The organism is Campylobacteraceae bacterium (assembly GCA_013215945.1).
GTDB lineage: Bacteria > Campylobacterota > Campylobacteria > Campylobacterales > Arcobacteraceae > NORP36.
Window position 1 is genome coordinate 44,115 of the sequence record JABSOM010000003.1, and the last position, 15,382, is coordinate 59,496.

Annotated in this window: 15 protein-coding genes; 6 read left to right on the forward strand and 9 right to left on the reverse strand. The window is 28.2% G+C overall.

The genetic code is table 11. The features are described 5' to 3' along the window. Window positions 1–62: 62 nt before the first annotated feature. The gene (locus tag HRT41_03780; protein NQY23125.1) at window positions 63–1,466 is read right to left on the reverse strand and encodes a cysteine--tRNA ligase; all 1,404 of its coding nucleotides are present in this window, start codon (window positions 1,464–1,466) and stop codon (window positions 63–65) included. Beyond that, window positions 1,466–2,638, reverse strand: coding sequence for a transcription termination/antitermination protein NusA (nusA, locus tag HRT41_03785; GenBank protein ID NQY23126.1), 1,173 nt, complete (start codon window positions 2,636–2,638; stop codon window positions 1,466–1,468). Before nusA ends, HRT41_03780 begins: the two co-directional genes overlap by 1 nt. A 271-nt stretch (window positions 2,639–2,909) precedes the next feature. Between nusA and HRT41_03790 the strand changes: the two genes are divergently transcribed. Genes HRT41_03790 through HRT41_03805 form a run of 4 tightly spaced genes read left to right on the forward strand, consistent with a single transcriptional unit; the run spans window position 2,910 to window position 6,685 of the window. Next, window positions 2,910–3,152, forward strand: a complete 243-nt coding sequence (locus HRT41_03790; GenBank protein NQY23127.1) for a hypothetical protein — start codon at window positions 2,910–2,912, stop codon at window positions 3,150–3,152. Window positions 3,153–3,164: 12 nt separating this feature from the next. Then, window positions 3,165–4,481 (forward strand): tRNA (N6-isopentenyl adenosine(37)-C2)-methylthiotransferase MiaB, encoded by a 1,317-nt coding sequence (gene miaB, locus HRT41_03795; protein ID NQY23128.1) that lies wholly within the window; start codon window positions 3,165–3,167, stop codon window positions 4,479–4,481. Then, on the forward strand, window positions 4,481–5,107 hold the full coding sequence (locus HRT41_03800) for a lysophospholipid acyltransferase family protein (protein NQY23129.1): 627 nt from the start codon (window positions 4,481–4,483) through the stop codon (window positions 5,105–5,107). The genes miaB and HRT41_03800 overlap by 1 nt, the downstream gene beginning before the upstream one ends. A 9-nt stretch (window positions 5,108–5,116) precedes the next feature. Continuing rightward, entirely contained in the window at window positions 5,117–6,685 is a 1,569-nt protein-coding gene (locus tag HRT41_03805; protein NQY23130.1) for a hypothetical protein, read from the forward strand. A gap of 2 nt (window positions 6,686–6,687) precedes the next feature. Here the strand turns inward: HRT41_03805 and mqnE are convergent, their stop codons facing one another. Genes mqnE through HRT41_03830 form a run of 5 tightly spaced genes read right to left on the reverse strand, consistent with a single transcriptional unit; the run spans window position 6,688 to window position 10,043 of the window. Beyond that, the gene (mqnE, locus tag HRT41_03810; GenBank protein ID NQY23131.1) at window positions 6,688–7,749 is read right to left on the reverse strand and encodes an aminofutalosine synthase MqnE; all 1,062 of its coding nucleotides are present in this window, start codon (window positions 7,747–7,749) and stop codon (window positions 6,688–6,690) included. Window positions 7,750–7,755: 6 nt separating this feature from the next. Then, a complete protein-coding gene (locus HRT41_03815; GenBank protein ID NQY23132.1) occupies window positions 7,756–8,073 on the reverse strand; it encodes a hypothetical protein in 318 nt (105 codons plus the stop codon). Then, window positions 8,070–8,714, reverse strand: a complete 645-nt coding sequence (locus HRT41_03820) for a carbonic anhydrase (GenBank protein NQY23133.1) — start codon at window positions 8,712–8,714, stop codon at window positions 8,070–8,072. Before HRT41_03820 ends, HRT41_03815 begins: the two co-directional genes overlap by 4 nt. Continuing rightward, window positions 8,714–8,950, reverse strand: coding sequence for a hypothetical protein (locus HRT41_03825; protein NQY23134.1), 237 nt, complete (start codon window positions 8,948–8,950; stop codon window positions 8,714–8,716). The genes HRT41_03820 and HRT41_03825 overlap by 1 nt, the downstream gene beginning before the upstream one ends. Further along, complete coding sequence (locus HRT41_03830; protein ID NQY23135.1) at window positions 8,943–10,043, reverse strand: pyridoxal phosphate-dependent aminotransferase family protein; 1,101 nt, start codon at window positions 10,041–10,043, stop codon at window positions 8,943–8,945. Before HRT41_03830 ends, HRT41_03825 begins: the two co-directional genes overlap by 8 nt. Window positions 10,044–10,579: 536 nt before the next feature. On the opposite strand from HRT41_03830, the gene HRT41_03835 reads away from it, so the two are divergent. Next, window positions 10,580–13,246: a methyl-accepting chemotaxis protein gene (locus tag HRT41_03835; GenBank protein NQY23136.1), complete on the forward strand. Its 2,667-nt coding sequence runs from the start codon at window positions 10,580–10,582 to the stop codon at window positions 13,244–13,246. A 20-nt stretch (window positions 13,247–13,266) separates the two neighbouring features. Here HRT41_03835 and HRT41_03840 read toward each other — a convergent pair whose 3' ends face one another. Together HRT41_03840 and thiS are read right to left on the reverse strand one after the other, a co-directional pair. Next, the gene (locus tag HRT41_03840) at window positions 13,267–13,599 is read right to left on the reverse strand and encodes a YraN family protein (protein ID NQY23137.1); all 333 of its coding nucleotides are present in this window, start codon (window positions 13,597–13,599) and stop codon (window positions 13,267–13,269) included. Continuing rightward, window positions 13,599–13,799, reverse strand: a complete 201-nt coding sequence (gene thiS, locus HRT41_03845; protein ID NQY23138.1) for a sulfur carrier protein ThiS — start codon at window positions 13,797–13,799, stop codon at window positions 13,599–13,601. The genes HRT41_03840 and thiS overlap by 1 nt, the downstream gene beginning before the upstream one ends. A gap of 146 nt (window positions 13,800–13,945) precedes the next feature. On the opposite strand from thiS, the gene HRT41_03850 reads away from it, so the two are divergent. Then, a complete protein-coding gene (locus HRT41_03850; protein ID NQY23139.1) occupies window positions 13,946–15,382 on the forward strand; it encodes a leucyl aminopeptidase in 1,437 nt (478 codons plus the stop codon).

Here is a 15,382-nt window from a genome sequence, read left to right on the forward strand (position 1 = left end):
TCTAATAAAATGTATTAAGTATAGATATAAAAAAAGGATTTATAAAAATAAACCCTTTTTATTTAAAGTTTTTCCCAAACAACACCAGAAGGTGTGTCCATTATAGATATGTCCATCAATTTTAATTCATCTCTGATTTGGTCTGAGAGTTCAAAGTTTTTCTCTTTTTTGGCTTCGCTTCTTTTTTCTATTAAAGTTTCTATTTTTAACAATGTTTCTTCATTAATTCCAAATTGAAAATAAGAATAGGGATCATTATGCGCAAAACCTAGAATTTCACTTATGAACTCAAAATTTGCTTGCAGTTCTTTTTTCAGATTTTTATCTTTAGGATTCGCATCTAATTTATCATTAGATACAGTTAAAAGTTCGTCAATAACAGCCAAAGCTTTTGAGGTATTTAAATCATCATTTAAAGCATTTAGCATATCATCTTTAAACGTTTTATTTACTTTTGAACTTTGCATCCCATACACTCTTTTTTTAAGTCTATAGATTTTATCAAGACGTTTTTTAGAAGCTAGTAAATCTTCTTCAGAGAAATTAAAATCTGCTCTGTAATGTGAGGTAAATAAATAAAATCGTATTACTTCTCCTGAATAGGATTTTAGAATATCTTTTAAGAAAAAAGAATTGCCTAAAGATTTAGACATCTTTTCACCATTTACTGTAATAAAACCATTGTGCATCCAATATTTAGCAAGGCTTGTATTACTAGAACATCTCGTTTGCGCCGCTTCATTTTCATGGTGAGGAAAAAGTAAATCAGCACCTCCTCCATGAATATCAATTTGGTAAGCTTCATTTTTATACGCAAGATGTTTTTTTATCATTGCAGAACACTCAATATGCCATCCAGGTCGCCCTAGACCAAAAGGAGCTTCATAAGATACATCCACTTCTTTGGCAAATTTCCATAAAGCAAAATCACTTTGATTTCTTTTCTCTTCATTAATCTTAACACGTGCAAGTGAATTTTCATCACTGGCTCTTTTTGATAAAGAACCATATTCTTTATCTTTTGAAGTGTCAAAATAAATACCATCACTTATTTTATAAGCAATGTCTTTTTGCATTAAATTGTTAATCATTTCAATCATTGCTTCAATATTATCAGTAGCTTTTGGCTCATGGGTATTTTCAAGATTGTTTAATGTTTTCATATCATTCTTGTATTCATTAATATAAAAGTGGGTGATTGTCTCTAAACTTTGATTAGTAGTGTGCATTTTTTTTATGATTTTATCATCAATATCAGTAAAGTTTTTGGTCATATTTACAGAATAACCATTACTTTTTAATACTCTGTGCAATAAATCAAAAGTAACAGCAGATTTTGCATGGCCTAAGTGTGAATCATCATAAACAGTAGGCCCACATACATAGATTTTTACTTCATTGTCACAAATAGGTTCAAAAAGAACCTTTTGTTTTTTTAAAGAATCAAAAAAATGTATTTTTTCCATTATTTAAACAGCGCTTCTAAAGAAGTAGTATCTTTTGTTTTTACTTCATTTTTAGAAGAATTACCAGAGTCTTGAATTCCAATAGCATCTGTTTCTACTAATTCAATTGTATGTCGTGTAAGCATAGAAGCCAATCTAATATTTAAACCAGCACGTCCAATTGCTTTTGATTTTTGATCACTTGGAATAGTAACGATTGCTTTTGGTCTTTCATCTATACTTTTTGAAGGTTCAATTTTAACAGAAGAAATAATTGCAGGAGATAAAGCTCTTGAAATAAACATTTCAGGTGTATCAGAAAATTCAACACAATCTATGTTCTCTCCATTTAATTGAGCAGATACTGCCATAATTCTTACCCCTTTAACACCAACAACTGAACCAATTGGATCAATTTGAGCATCATAAGTAGATAAAGCAATTTTAGCTCTTGCTCCTGGAATTCTAGCACTTGCTTCAATAGCAATTCTTTTGTCTTTTAATTCTGGAACTTCCAGCGCTAATAGGCCTTCTAAAAATTTAGGAGAAGTACGTGAAAGCTCAACTACCAAACCATTTTCTTTAGTAATAGTTACTATTTTTACAACAGACTTTAAAGTATCTCCAATTTTAAAAGATTCTCCTTTAATTCTGTTTTTACGAGAAAGCATTCCTCTAACTTCACCAATTTCAACATAAGTATTTTCTTCACGATCAATTCTGGTTACTGTACCATTAATGATTTTTCCGACTTTATCTTGGTACTTAGCTAATAAATTAACTTCAATAAAACGTTGCAGTCTGTATTCAAAGTTATTGTATAAAATACTTGCAGCATTTCGCCCCATGTTTTCAAATTCTAAATCATAATTAATGAAATCACCGATTTCTAAATCCGCGTCAATTTCTTTTGCTTCATCAATTATCATGTAGTTATCAATATTTAAAGGTTTATCCCATTCATCAACTGCATTTGCAAGTAGTCTTTTGTCATCTTCATCAATAACTTCTACTTTTTGAAATAAGTTCAGTTTTTTATTTTCTTTATCAATTTCGGCGTCAAACTTTAATGTATGATCAACCATTTTTTCAGCTGTTTTTATTAATGCCTCTTTTAATGCATTTTCAACGTCTTCAATTTTAAGACCTTTTTCATATGCAATAGAGTCTAAAATATCTATAATTTTATCCATTGTTTCCCTTTGTAATTAACATTGAACTGTTTATTTTTTGATTCTTGAGTTTAATGTAGATAGATATTATATCAAAAAGAACTTTTATAAAAATTAATAGACTACAAAAAGATTTAAAATTACATATTTTATCTATAATTTTCTCTCTAATATAGTAAAGAATTAATATTCACATTATAAGCTTAAGAGAACACCTTATATCTTTTATATAAAAAAAAGCATATTTTGGATATAATCCAAGATTATTACAAAAAAACAAAAGGTTATTTAGATGGAACTATTAGTTGCAAGAGTTGAATTAAAAGAAAAACCGAAAAAAATAAAGTTTGAGAAAATTCAAGAACTTTTAAAAGAAAATACTCATCAAATGTTATATTTTGATAGAGACAATTCGCACAAAGACATGATGGCATTAGTCGATGCTTTAGAAAAAGAAGAATTAAATGTATATTTTAGAGAAGTAAAGTATGGATTAGCAGACGAAGAGTACCTTTATGAGGTTCATACAATATAAATAGGGCATACAGTGAGTAAAACGCAAAACAAAAAATTATTTATACAAACATTGGGTTGTCAGATGAATGACACTGATTCACAGCATATAATTGCAGAATTAGAAAAGCATAAAAATTATGTGACAACAGATATTATGGAAGAAGCAGATTTAATTATCATTAATACTTGTTCTGTAAGAGAAAAACCAGTGCAAAAACTGTTTTCTGAAATTGGACAGTTTAATGTTAAGAAAAAACCAGGCGCAAAAATTGGTGTATGTGGATGTACGGCTTCACATCTTGGAAAAGATATTATGAAACGTGCTCCTTATGTTGATTTTGTTGTAGGTGCACGAAATATATCAAAAATAAAAGATGTGGTTGATATTAAAGGTGCAGTTGAAATTGACATTAATCATGATGAATCAACCTATGACTTTGCATCCTTAAAAACATCTAAATACCGAACGGCTGTGAATATCTCTATTGGTTGTGATAAAAAATGTACCTATTGTATTGTTCCAGCAACCAGAGGTGAAGAGATTTCTATTCCTATTGAAATGCTTGTAACTCAAATACAGCGTGATGTTGATAATGGTGCTGTTGAAGTAATGTTATTGGGACAAAATGTAAATTCTTATGGAAGACGTTTTTCAGACGGACGTCCTAAGAGTACTTTTACCAAACTTTTACAAGAAATTTCTAAAATTGATAAATTAAGAAGAATACGATTTACTTCTCCTCATCCTTTACATATGGGAGATGAATTTTTAGATGAGTTTGTAAAAAACCCTAAAATTTCTAAATGTATTCACATGCCACTTCAAAGTGGATCAACGAGTATTTTAAAAGCTATGAAACGTGGTTATACCAAAGAATGGTTTTTAAATCGGGCTAAAAAATTAAAAGATGCTGTGCCTGAACTGCGAATTACAACAGATATTATTGTTGCTTTTCCAGGCGAAACACATGAAGATTTCTTAGATACAATGGATGTAGTAAAGCAAGTTAAATTTGATCAAATTTTTAACTTCAAATATTCCCCAAGACCAAATACAGCTGCCCTTGCATTCAAAGATATAGAAATTGAAGATAAACTAGCAGGTGCTAGGCTAACTGAACTTATAGATTTACATAAAGAACATCAAAGCGAATTATTAGCTAAAAATGTTGGTAAAACTATGGAAGTATTTTTCGAAGATCTAAAATCAAATGGTGAAGTTGCTGGGCTTAGTGATAATTCTTTACTTGTATTTGCAGAAGGTAGTGATGAACTTTTAGGAAAATTTGTAAATGTAAAAATCATTTCATCTACACGAACGGCATTAAAAGGTGAAGTTATTAAATAATGAAAACATTCAAAAAATATTTGCAGATTAATATTTTACCTTTTATCCTTCAATTATTTGTTCGTTTTGTTTATTTAACTTCTAAAAAAACCTTTCACCATCCAAAAAACAATTTTGACAAGGAAGCTTGTGTCATTGTTTTTTGGCATGGAGAACTTATTATGCAATCTTTTAATTATAAATATTTTAGAAAAAAAAATAAAGTTTCTGCAATGATTTCTGAGCATAAAGATGGAGAAATAGTAAGTAGAATGAGTGAGTATTTGGGAATTCATTCTTTAAGAGGTTCTAGTACTAGAGGTGGTGTAAAAGCACTTATTGGTGCAATAAAAGAACTTAAAGCAGGAAATGATGTTGCCATTACACCAGATGGTCCAAAAGGTCCACGCCATAGTGTTGCGGATGGAGTAGTTGCCATTGCACAAAAAACAAAGTGTAAAGTTTTTTTCTGTAATGTGAAAACTACAAAATTTTGGCAGTTTAATTCTTGGGATAAATTTGTTATTCCAAAACCTTTTGGTAAAATAGATTTTTATATTCAAGAGGCATGCAGTTTTGATGATTTGAGCACGGAAGAAGCAAAACAGCTTGTAAGAGAAAAACTTTTAATAAATTCTATGACTTAAGGTTTTGTTATGTTTAGTAAAGAATCACAATTTATCAATATTATTAAACAAGACAAACAATTAAAAATTAATTACAAAAAAATCAAAAACAAACAAATAATTTCAGCCAATCAAGCATCTTTTTTATTACAAGATAATTTTTTAAGTAAAGATATTATTTTCAAAGTAGATACTTTAAAAGAAGAAGTTTTTGAAACCTATACAAGCTCAATCATTATTAACATAAATGAACGTATTATTAGGGCTAAAAATAGTTATAATAAAAATGATACTTATTGTGTAAAACTCAATGAAGAATACAATTTATTAATGAAAAAAGACAGTTTATTTGAATTTGAACATTATTACAAAAAAATTGGTTTTGATTATACTTTTTCTCCTTTTCATATCTTAAATTTACACAATGAACAAAACCCTAAACCCAACTCTTTAAGTGTTTTAATCGTTAATTATCATGCTTATATTTTAATTGTAAATTATAAAAACGATATTGTTTTTTATAAAATTGTAAAAATATCCTCTTTTGATGATATTAAAACATCTTCTTTTTATGAAAATGAACAAGTAGGACAAAAACTTTATGATGAAATATATTATTTTGAACTTAACAATTTAATTAAAGAAGCAGTAAAAGAATATTATTCTAAAAAAAATGTTTCTTTTATAGATCAAATTACGATTTTATATAATCAAAAACAATTAGATATTTCACAAATTAAAAACTTTGAAGATGAACTTTTAATGGAAATAAATTATCACAGTATTTCCATTACTGAGTCACTGTATGAACTTAGTCACGGCTCTTCAAATAAATCCTACTCCAAAGTAAAAGTAAAAAAGAAAAGTTTTTTTAAAGCTTTTGTAAGCGTGGCTTTGTTTACTATAATAATGGCTTTGGCTTATATTTCTTATGACAGATATAAAGAAGCGAATATGAATAAAGAACTAATAAAACAAGCACATTCTTTAAATGAAGAACTCATTTTGCCCAATCATATTATTAAAAATACAGAAATAAAAAAAGTTCTTTTAAGACACTTTGATATTATTCCTTATAATATGGTCTTAAAAAAACTAAGTCTTGATGAAATGAATTCTTTTATATTAATTGATGTTTTAGACAATACAACGTATTCTAAATTAATGCAAAACAGATTTTTGAAATACTATAAAAGAAGCAGTATTGAATACAGCAATACAGATGCTATTGTAAAACAAGCTATTATTCAAAATAAGGGAAAAAAGTTTTCAAAAAACCGAGCTCTACTTGTTTTGCCTAAGTATATACAAGATGAATTTTTGTTGGAAAAAAGAGTTACTAATCAAATTAAAAATATCTTTCCAGAAGATACTAAAATAGAGTATTTAAATACCTTTAGCTCAAATATTGTTAGTTATAACTATTCACTAAGTTTAAAGATTTCTCAACCTATCGAATTATTTAATTTAATTGACAACTTGAATGAAGAAGTGTATTCTATAAATATCTCTTATCCTTTGAAGTTGAATGTGAATGAAGAGGATGAAATTGAAGTGGATTTTTTACTTCAGTTTCATCAAAATAAAAAAGCCAAATAAACTTACCAGACTTTTAATTCATTGTAAATTGAATCTCTCTCCACTGGAATAAAACCAGAGTTTTTAATTAAATCCACAAAGTTCTTCACTTCAATCCCATAAGCACTTGAAGCTCCTGCCGCACTTTGAATGGATTCTTTCTCAATGGTTCCATCTAAGTCATTTGCTCCAAACTCTTGCGCGATTAAAGCAAGTTTTACAGTTGATGTAGCCCAGTATGCTTTTATATTTGAGAAGTTATCTAAAACAATTCTTGAGATACAGTAGGTTTTTAATATTTCTTGCCCGCTTAGAGCTTTTTTAACTTTTAAGAAATTATTTTCTGTTTGATAAACAAGGGGAATAAAAGCATTGAAACCACCTGTAATGTCTTGAAGGTCTCTTAATCTCATCATATGATCAATTCTATGTTCACGTGTCTCTATATGGCCAAATAACATGGTTGCATTACTTTTTTTGCCTGCTTCATGCCATAACTTATGTATTTCTAACCATTGTGCAGAAGTAACCTTTCCTCCACAAATTCTTTTCCTTACTTTTTCATCAAAAATTTCAGCTCCACCACCTGGCATTGAATCAATACCATGATCTTTCATCATGGCAATTAATTCTTTATAAGTTAGATTATATTCAGTGCTCAAAAAATGAACTTCTGCTGCGGTTAAAGCTTTAACATGAATTAAAGGATAGGCTTTTTTAATCTTTTTAAAAACATCCATATACCATTGTAAACCTGTTTTTGGATTATGAGCAGATACAATATGTACTTCTTTAATTCCATTTTTACTAGAGTTTTTTACAACATCGAGAATTTCATCATGAGTCATAGTATATTGCAAAGGATTTTTTCTACTTGAAGAATAGGCACAAAAATGGCATACATCTTTACAAACATTGGTTGGATTTATATGCCTATTGATATTAAAATAGGTTTTTTTCTTGTGTTTTGCTACTCTTATTTTATTGGCATATTTGCCTAAAGTAAAAAGGTCTAAATCATAAAGTTGTATTGCATCTTCATATGACAATCGTTCATTTTTATCTAATTTTTCTAATATACTCATATTTTCCTACTTACAGTCTATATCTTTAGTAGGTAATTGATTTTTTTTGTATACAAAAATCAAGCCCCTACATTGTGTGTTATTATTTAAGTTGGTGAATTTTATCTTAAATAAATGTCCTTTTCGCTTAGTATTCTCATTTTTTACTTCACTTTTGTTATATACAGTTATATTTGCTACATTTTCATAACTTAAAAGTGCCAAATATTCTTTTATTTTCAATTCTTTGCTAATAGAAACGACATACATTAATGCCAAAGATATTGTAATAATTACTGATATTAAAATGACAGTAGTTTTTGGGATTTTTCTTGTTTTTATCATACTAATAAATCTTCCAAAGGAAAAAAATTATTTGCTTTTTCATCATAATAAGATATTGTTCCATCTTCAAGTGTATAATACCAACCATGAATAATAAGTTCTTTATTTTTTACTTTTTCCTGTACTGCTGGGTAGGTCAAAAGATTTTTTAATTGATATTTGATTGAATTTTTTTCTGTTTCTCTGTACATTTCTTCTTTTGTATTAAAGTTCGCATTTTTAAGTGTTATCGCTTTTGCTTCTTCTCCCAGTTTTAACCAGGTTTTAACGTGCGCTAATTCTTTTGTATTTGGTATGTCTTTGTACAAACTTTCACAGGCCCCACAATGTGAATGTCCACAAACAATAATGTTTTTTACGCCTAAAACAGAAACAGCATATTCAATAGCAGCAGCAGAACCATGGTAGTCTTCATCGTGTTTATATTGTGGTACAAAGTTTCCTACATTTCTTAATATAAACATATCTCCTGGTCTGGTATTTAACATTAAATCAGGAGTAACACGAGAATCACAACAAGAAATAAATAAAACTTCAGGTTTTTGTCCGTGTTTGATTGTTTCATCCATATCTTTTTTAAAATTAGGAAAACGGTCTTTTCTGAATATTTTGTTTCCTTTTATTAAATCTCTAATTGGCATTATTTACTCACTATTTTGATTGTTTTTTTATCATTAACAGTTATCAGCGTAATTTTTTTTATGCTGTCTTCATCGTCTCTTCTTGGTTCATAATATTCAATAATATAATCAATTTTATCACAAGAAACTAAGGTAGTAAAGTTAGATAATTTAAGCGTTTCACATTTTTTTGCATTGATTGCATCTGCAAAAATAGGAGCCAAACAAAAGCCAAGCAGTAATAGTATTTTATTCATTTATATATCCTTTTAGTAAATTACAAACTTCTTGTAAGTCATGTTCACTTATATCAATTTTTGCTATAAGTCGTATAATGGCTTTTTTTACAGTGGGTTGCCTTATTGCACCCACTAAAAAACCTTTGTCTTTCAGCATGTTTTGAATTTCAATAACTTTTTTATTATCATTTATTATAATAGGAATTATCAAACTTTTGGACTTTATTCCCAAAGTTTTTTCAATAATATTTAAATTCTTTTCAATTTTTTCTCTTATTGTCTCTTTGTTTTTAATGATATAGTTTAATGCTTCATTTCCTAAAGCAGTATCAAATAAAGAAGGTGCAGTTGTGTAAATCATAGCTTTGGCTCTGTTTTGTAAGAATGAAATAATATGTGATGAGGCCAAAATATACGCGCCATAAGAAGCATATGATTTTCCCAGTGTTCCCATTTTAATGTGATTTTTTTCAACTTTAATATTATAATAATCAAAAATACCAAATAAGTTATCTCCCAATACACCAGAAGAATGGGCTTCATCAACAATTAATAAAGAAGAGTATTCATTTGCTAAAGAAAAAATATCTTTATTGGCTAAATCCCCGTGCATAGAATATACGCCTTCAATAGCAATTATTCTTCTGCCTTTTACTTTTGTTTCTTTAAGTAAAGTATCTAAATGATCAGCATCATTGTGTTTAAAAATAAGAACTTGTTCTTTTTTCAAGTGCTGTATTGCAAACATGCCACTTGCATGATATTCTTCATCAATAAATAAAACATCGCTTTTTCGTATAAGTGCATCAAACATCGATAGATTTGCCAAAAATCCAGAGCCTATTATTATTGCCTCTTCAAAATGGTTGACTTTTATCAGGTTTTGTTCAAATTCGTGATGTATAAGACTGTAGCCATTTACAAGCATTGAAGCTTTAGGTGAATGAGAATCAAGTTTTGAAAGTTTTATATAGGCATTATGAAGTAAATCTTTATTGCGCGCTAATCCCAAATAATCATTGGATGCAAGATCAATTAAATCTTGATTATGAATGGTTCTTTGTCTAAAGCGATTGGCTTTTTTGATTGCATGTAACTCTTTTGAATACAAAAAGTCTCCTCTTGTTAGTAGTGAATTATAGTCAATTCTTTATTAAATTTACAAGTATTTTTTGATTAACATAAAGAGTATTTATTTAGCTATAAAAGCATAAATAATAAAAAAGTAAAGAAAAATATACTTTTCTTGTTAATCCCAAGTAATTTAATAAGGATATTTTATAATTTTATAAATAATTATAATTTTTAATATTTATAAGTTTATTTTTAATTATTAATTGAAACATAAGCATGACTTTTTCAGGCAGTAAATTAATTATAAATATTATTATTTGTTTTTAAAACCATATTAAAAGCGATAGGTAGTTATTTTTTAAATATTTTATTTTTTAAGAAAAATACTTTTTTTAATGATACTTATTCTTATTAACTAAATTTAAATTACTAAATAATTGTCTATTTGAACTTAATAAGTGACTTTGTTATAAATATAAAAAAATAACAAAAACTTAATACTTTTATTATAATTTTTAGATTAAAATTACTTATATATAAAATATAAAAATATATTATTAAAAAGGACATACAATGTTTAAAACTATGACAATAAGAGCCAAACTGGCCTTAGTATCTGTATTATCTTTATTGTTATTGGGTACCGCTATTATTGTAATCTCAGTAAGTCAGTCAACAATAGCACTTAAAGAAGCGGAATTTAATAAACTTTCAAGTGTTGAAGCTGCAAAGAAAAATGAAATTGTTAATTATTTACAGTCTTTAAAAGGTTTATTGGTTTCAATGGCAAATTCGCAGCTTACAAAAGAAGCATATGTCGGTTTTGAAAAAGGCTTTTATGCCATAGAGAATGAAGTACAGCTGGATGCCCAAGAGGTAAAAAGACATCTGAAATTGGATTTTCAGAAGAATTATTTGGATTCAGTTAATTATAAAGTACCTGATTCTGATCAAAAAAAGAATATTGAGTCTTATTTACCCAGCTCAAACAATGCATTGTTTTTACAATATATTTTTATTAGCAATAATAGTTCTGCATTAGGTGAAAAGAATAAATTAGAATTTAATGCAACATATGATTCTTCTTATATGAGAGTGCATAAAAAATATCACTCTTCTTTTGATGCTTATTTAAATGAATTTGGCTTATATGATATTTTTATGGTGGATTTAAAAGGAAATCTTATTTACACAGATTTTAAAGAAAAAGATTATGCCACCAATCTAAAACATGGTGTTTATAAGAATACGGGTTTAGCAAAAGTATATAAAAAAGCCTTAAGTCTTAAAAAAGGAGAGCTTGCATTTGAAGATTTTGCACCCTATGAGCCTTCTTATAATGCGGCCGCTTCTTTTATTGCAAGTCCTATAATAATAGATGGACAAACAAAAGGGATTTTAGTTTTTCAAATGCCTGTGGATAACATTAATGCAATCATGGGTTTTAATGGAAAATATAAAGCTTCTGGTTTAGGATTAAGTGGTGAAGTATATTTAATTGGAAGTGATTATAAAATGAGAAGTAATTCACGTTTTGTAAAAGATATAAAAGATGATGTTGTGCAAGAACTTGGTTCTACTATTGGTGTTTGGGAAATAAAAACAGAGGCAACCATAGCAGCACTTCAAAAAACCGATGACAATGTAGAAAAACAAGTGATTAAAGATTATAGAGGAATCTCTGTTTTAAGTGCTTATAATATTATTGATGTTTATGGACAGGCGAAATGGGCCATCATTGCAGAAATTGATGAAGAAGAAGCTTTAGAACCAGCAAAAGAAGTTAGAAATTTAATTATGCTCATTTCTTTGGTCATTATTATTGTTTTTGTATTAATAATTTTATTTGTATTAAATTCTGTTTTAAGTAAACCCTTAAAACAATTTCAAGAAGGTATCTTAGAGTTTTTCAAATATCTAAATAAAGAAAGTACTGATGCCAAAGAATTACAAGTTAGATCACAAGATGAAATAGGAGAGATGTCTGTTTTAGTGAATGAAAATATTATTAAAATCAAACAAGGCATTGAAGATGAAAAATCTTTAATCAAAGATGCCTCTGATGTTATTAATGCTGTAAATACGGGAGATTTATCGAATCGTATTAATAGCACTTCTAGTAACGATGGGCTTAATGAATTAAAAGATTTAATAAACTCTATGTTGGTAAAACTAGAAAACAATATCTCAAATATTTTAGGTGTTTTGGATTCTTATTCCAATTACAATTATTTAAAAAAAGTAGATAAGGTTGGAATCACTGCAGATCTTGGAAAATTAATTGATGGTATTAATAATTTAGGAAAATCTATTACTACTATGTTGGTTCAAAATAAAGAAACAGGTTTGAGTTTAGAAGTCAATGCCAATAATTTATTAGACAATGTAAATGTATTAAATACCGCATCAAATGAAGCTGCCGCATCTTTGGAAGAAACAGCAGCAGCTTTGGAAGAAGTAACAAGCACAGTTGTTAATAGTTCTATTAATGTAGGAAAAATGAGTGCTAATGGAAAAGATTTAAGCAAAGCAGTTTCTGAAGGTCAAAAATTAGCCAACGAAACAACGCAGTCTATGGATGAAATCAATGAGCAGGTAACTGCCATTTCAGAAGCCATAAGTGTAATTGATCAAATTGCATTTCAAACTAATATTTTATCTCTTAATGCAGCTGTTGAAGCAGCAACAGCTGGTGAAGCTGGAAAAGGATTTGCAGTTGTTGCGCAAGAAGTAAGAAATTTAGCGTCGAGATCAGCCGAAGCTGCAAATGAAATTAAAGCTTTGGTTGAAAATGCAACCATAAAAGCAAACAATGGTAAAAAAATATCGTCTTTAATGATTGATGGATACACTTCTATTAATGAAAATATTGATAATACAACGACATTAATCGAAGAAGTATTAGTAAGTTCAGTAGAACAAAAATCTGCTATTAATCAAATTAATGATGCCGTTGCTTTATTAGACAAACAAACACAACAAAATGCATCTACTGCATCTGAAACAAAACTAATTGCGGAAGAAACCAATAGTGTCGCAAAAAGCATTGTAGATGATGCGAATGGAAAAGAGTTTGAAGGTAAAGACAGTGTTAAAGCAAAAATTACACGTAAAAATAAAAGTGCTTTAGTTCCTGAGCTTAGTAAAGATACTTCAAAAGCAAGACCTATTTCAAAAAATAAGAACGCAGTTGAAGTGATTGCATCCAATGACAGTGATGATGACTGGGACAGTTTTTAAGAAGGGCATTAGGCCTTTCTTTATAGAGTAATATTCTCTAAAAAAGTGATTTCATTTTCTACTACTATAAGTGCATCAATACAAAAGGATACATTTAATTTGTTTTTTTGTAAATAATATAAGGTGCTTTGTTTTATTTTGTGAATTTTATTTAAACTTAGATTATTAACTGCTTGTTCATAAGACTTTCCTGATTTAACTTCACAAAAGTGATAAACAGAGTCTTTTTTTGCAATGATGTCGATTTCACCCAGTTTTTTTGCATAAAAGTTTTTTTCAAGGATTTCATAGTTTTGAGAAATAAGATAAGTGCAGGCTTTTTGTTCTGCTAAATTTCCTTTTTCTCTACTCATTATCCCCCGCCTACAAATTGTAGTAACTCTAATTTATCATTGTGTTCAGGTTTTAAACTATTCCACTGCTCTTTTTTTACAATTTCCATATTAATTGCTGCTGCCATTACTTTATCTTGCATTTTTAAGTGAATCATGATTTCTTCTAAGTTTAAACCTTCTTTTATTTCTTGTTCTTTTCCATTTATTGTTAATATCATTCTTAACCTTTTTATTTTGTATATTTTAGCTAAAAATATATTAGATAATGAAAGAAGGAAATAGTAATTTCTTTATTTTATTTAGCATGTAGGTTTAAATTACTTTATAGTGATATAATATTTCCAAATGATAATTAAGGACAAAAATGAATATTAAATTAATAAACACTAACAAAGAAAATATAGAAGAAAATATAGAAATAGTTTTAATTAAAAACCTAAAAAAAGTTGATAAAAAAGATAAAAAAGTTTTAAAAAGCATTGATTTTACAAAAACATCTAAAAAAACGTTTTTGCACTTAGCTTCAAAAAAACTCTATGTACATTGTACGGCATTTAAAGGTGAAGAACTTAAAGTCTTGCTTTCTAATACAATTAGAGAGTTAAAACAATACAAATTTAAAAGCCTTAAAATTGCTATAGTACAAGAAAACAAAGAATTAGCTATTAAAGATATTTGCGAAGGTTTAATTCTTGGGAATTATGTTTATGAAAGATATAAAGCAAAAAAAACTAAGTTCAAAACAAATATTTTTATTGATATTAAAGCTTCAAAAAAAGAGCTTAAAAGCTTGGAATTAGAATTTAAGAATACAAGAATAATTACTTCTAGTGTTAATATGGTTAGAGATATTGTAAATACAACAGCCGAAGATTATACTCCCGAAACTATGAGTGAAGATGCTAAAAAAATAGCAAAAGAAAATGATTTAACGTGTAAAATTTATGGAGAAGATTATTTACAAAAAAACAATATGCATACTATGTTAGCAGTAGGTCGTGCTTCTAGGCATGAGAGTAAATTAATTCATTTACACTACAAACCAAAAACAAAAGCTTTGGGAAAAGTTATTCTTGTAGGAAAAGGACTTACGTATGATTCAGGAGGTCTTTCTTTAAAACCTACCTCTGGAATGATTAATATGAAACTAGATAAAGGTGGAGGAAGTGCTGTATTAGGTGTTATGAATTCTTTACGAGAACTCAATTATCCTTATGAGGTACATGGAATTATTGGAGCAGTTGAGAATATGATAGGAGGCGATGCATTTAAACCAGGGGATGTGTTATATGCTAAAAATAAAGTAAGTATTGAAGTAAGAAATACAGATGCTGAAGGACGCTTAGTTTTAGCCGATTGTTTATGTTATGCCCAAGATGAAATAAAAGACATTGATTATATTTTTGATGTTGCTACCTTAACAGGGGCTTGTATTACTGCTTTAGGAACATACAGCACAGGAATAATGGGACACAGTGATAAATTAAAAAATAAGATGAAAAAAGCTTCTTTTAACTCTGGAGAATTAGTAGCCGAACTGCCTTTTAATTCTTATTTAAAACCTATTATTAATTCAAAAATTGCAGATATTTCAAATTCAACGGGAAGTGCAGGGGGTGCATCTATTTTAGCAGCCTTATTTTTAGACAGGTTTATAAAACAAGAAAATAAGAATAAATGGTTGCATTTAGATATAGCAGGACCTTCTTATGCTGAAAGTCCTTGGGGATACAATTCTTATGGTGCAACGGGAGCAGGGGTAAGATTGATATTAGAATTTATAAACAATTTAAAGAAATAG

What these genes read in the sequence shown, in the direction of transcription:
- HRT41_03790 (NQY23127.1), top strand. Translation starts at nt 2,910, where the DNA reads ATGGAACTATTAGTTGCAAGAGTTGAATTAAAAGAAAAACCGAAAAAA.
- mqnE (NQY23131.1), bottom strand. Translation starts at nt 7,749, where the DNA reads ATGAGTATATTAGAAAAATTAGATAAAAATGAACGATTGTCATATGAA.
- HRT41_03815 (NQY23132.1), bottom strand. Translation starts at nt 8,073, where the DNA reads ATGATAAAAACAAGAAAAATCCCAAAAACTACTGTCATTTTAATATCA.
- HRT41_03835 (NQY23136.1), top strand. Translation starts at nt 10,580, where the DNA reads ATGTTTAAAACTATGACAATAAGAGCCAAACTGGCCTTAGTATCTGTA.
- HRT41_03840 (NQY23137.1), bottom strand. Translation starts at nt 13,599, where the DNA reads ATGAGTAGAGAAAAAGGAAATTTAGCAGAACAAAAAGCCTGCACTTAT.
- HRT41_03850 (NQY23139.1), top strand. Translation starts at nt 13,946, where the DNA reads ATGAATATTAAATTAATAAACACTAACAAAGAAAATATAGAAGAAAAT.
- nusA (NQY23126.1), bottom strand. Translation starts at nt 2,638, where the DNA reads ATGGATAAAATTATAGATATTTTAGACTCTATTGCATATGAAAAAGGT.
- HRT41_03800 (NQY23129.1), top strand. Translation starts at nt 4,481, where the DNA reads ATGAAAACATTCAAAAAATATTTGCAGATTAATATTTTACCTTTTATC.
- HRT41_03820 (NQY23133.1), bottom strand. Translation starts at nt 8,714, where the DNA reads ATGCCAATTAGAGATTTAATAAAAGGAAACAAAATATTCAGAAAAGAC.
- thiS (NQY23138.1), bottom strand. Translation starts at nt 13,799, where the DNA reads ATGATATTAACAATAAATGGAAAAGAACAAGAAATAAAAGAAGGTTTA.
- HRT41_03805 (NQY23130.1), top strand. Translation starts at nt 5,117, where the DNA reads ATGTTTAGTAAAGAATCACAATTTATCAATATTATTAAACAAGACAAA.
- HRT41_03780 (NQY23125.1), bottom strand. Translation starts at nt 1,466, where the DNA reads ATGGAAAAAATACATTTTTTTGATTCTTTAAAAAAACAAAAGGTTCTT.
- HRT41_03825 (NQY23134.1), bottom strand. Translation starts at nt 8,950, where the DNA reads ATGAATAAAATACTATTACTGCTTGGCTTTTGTTTGGCTCCTATTTTT.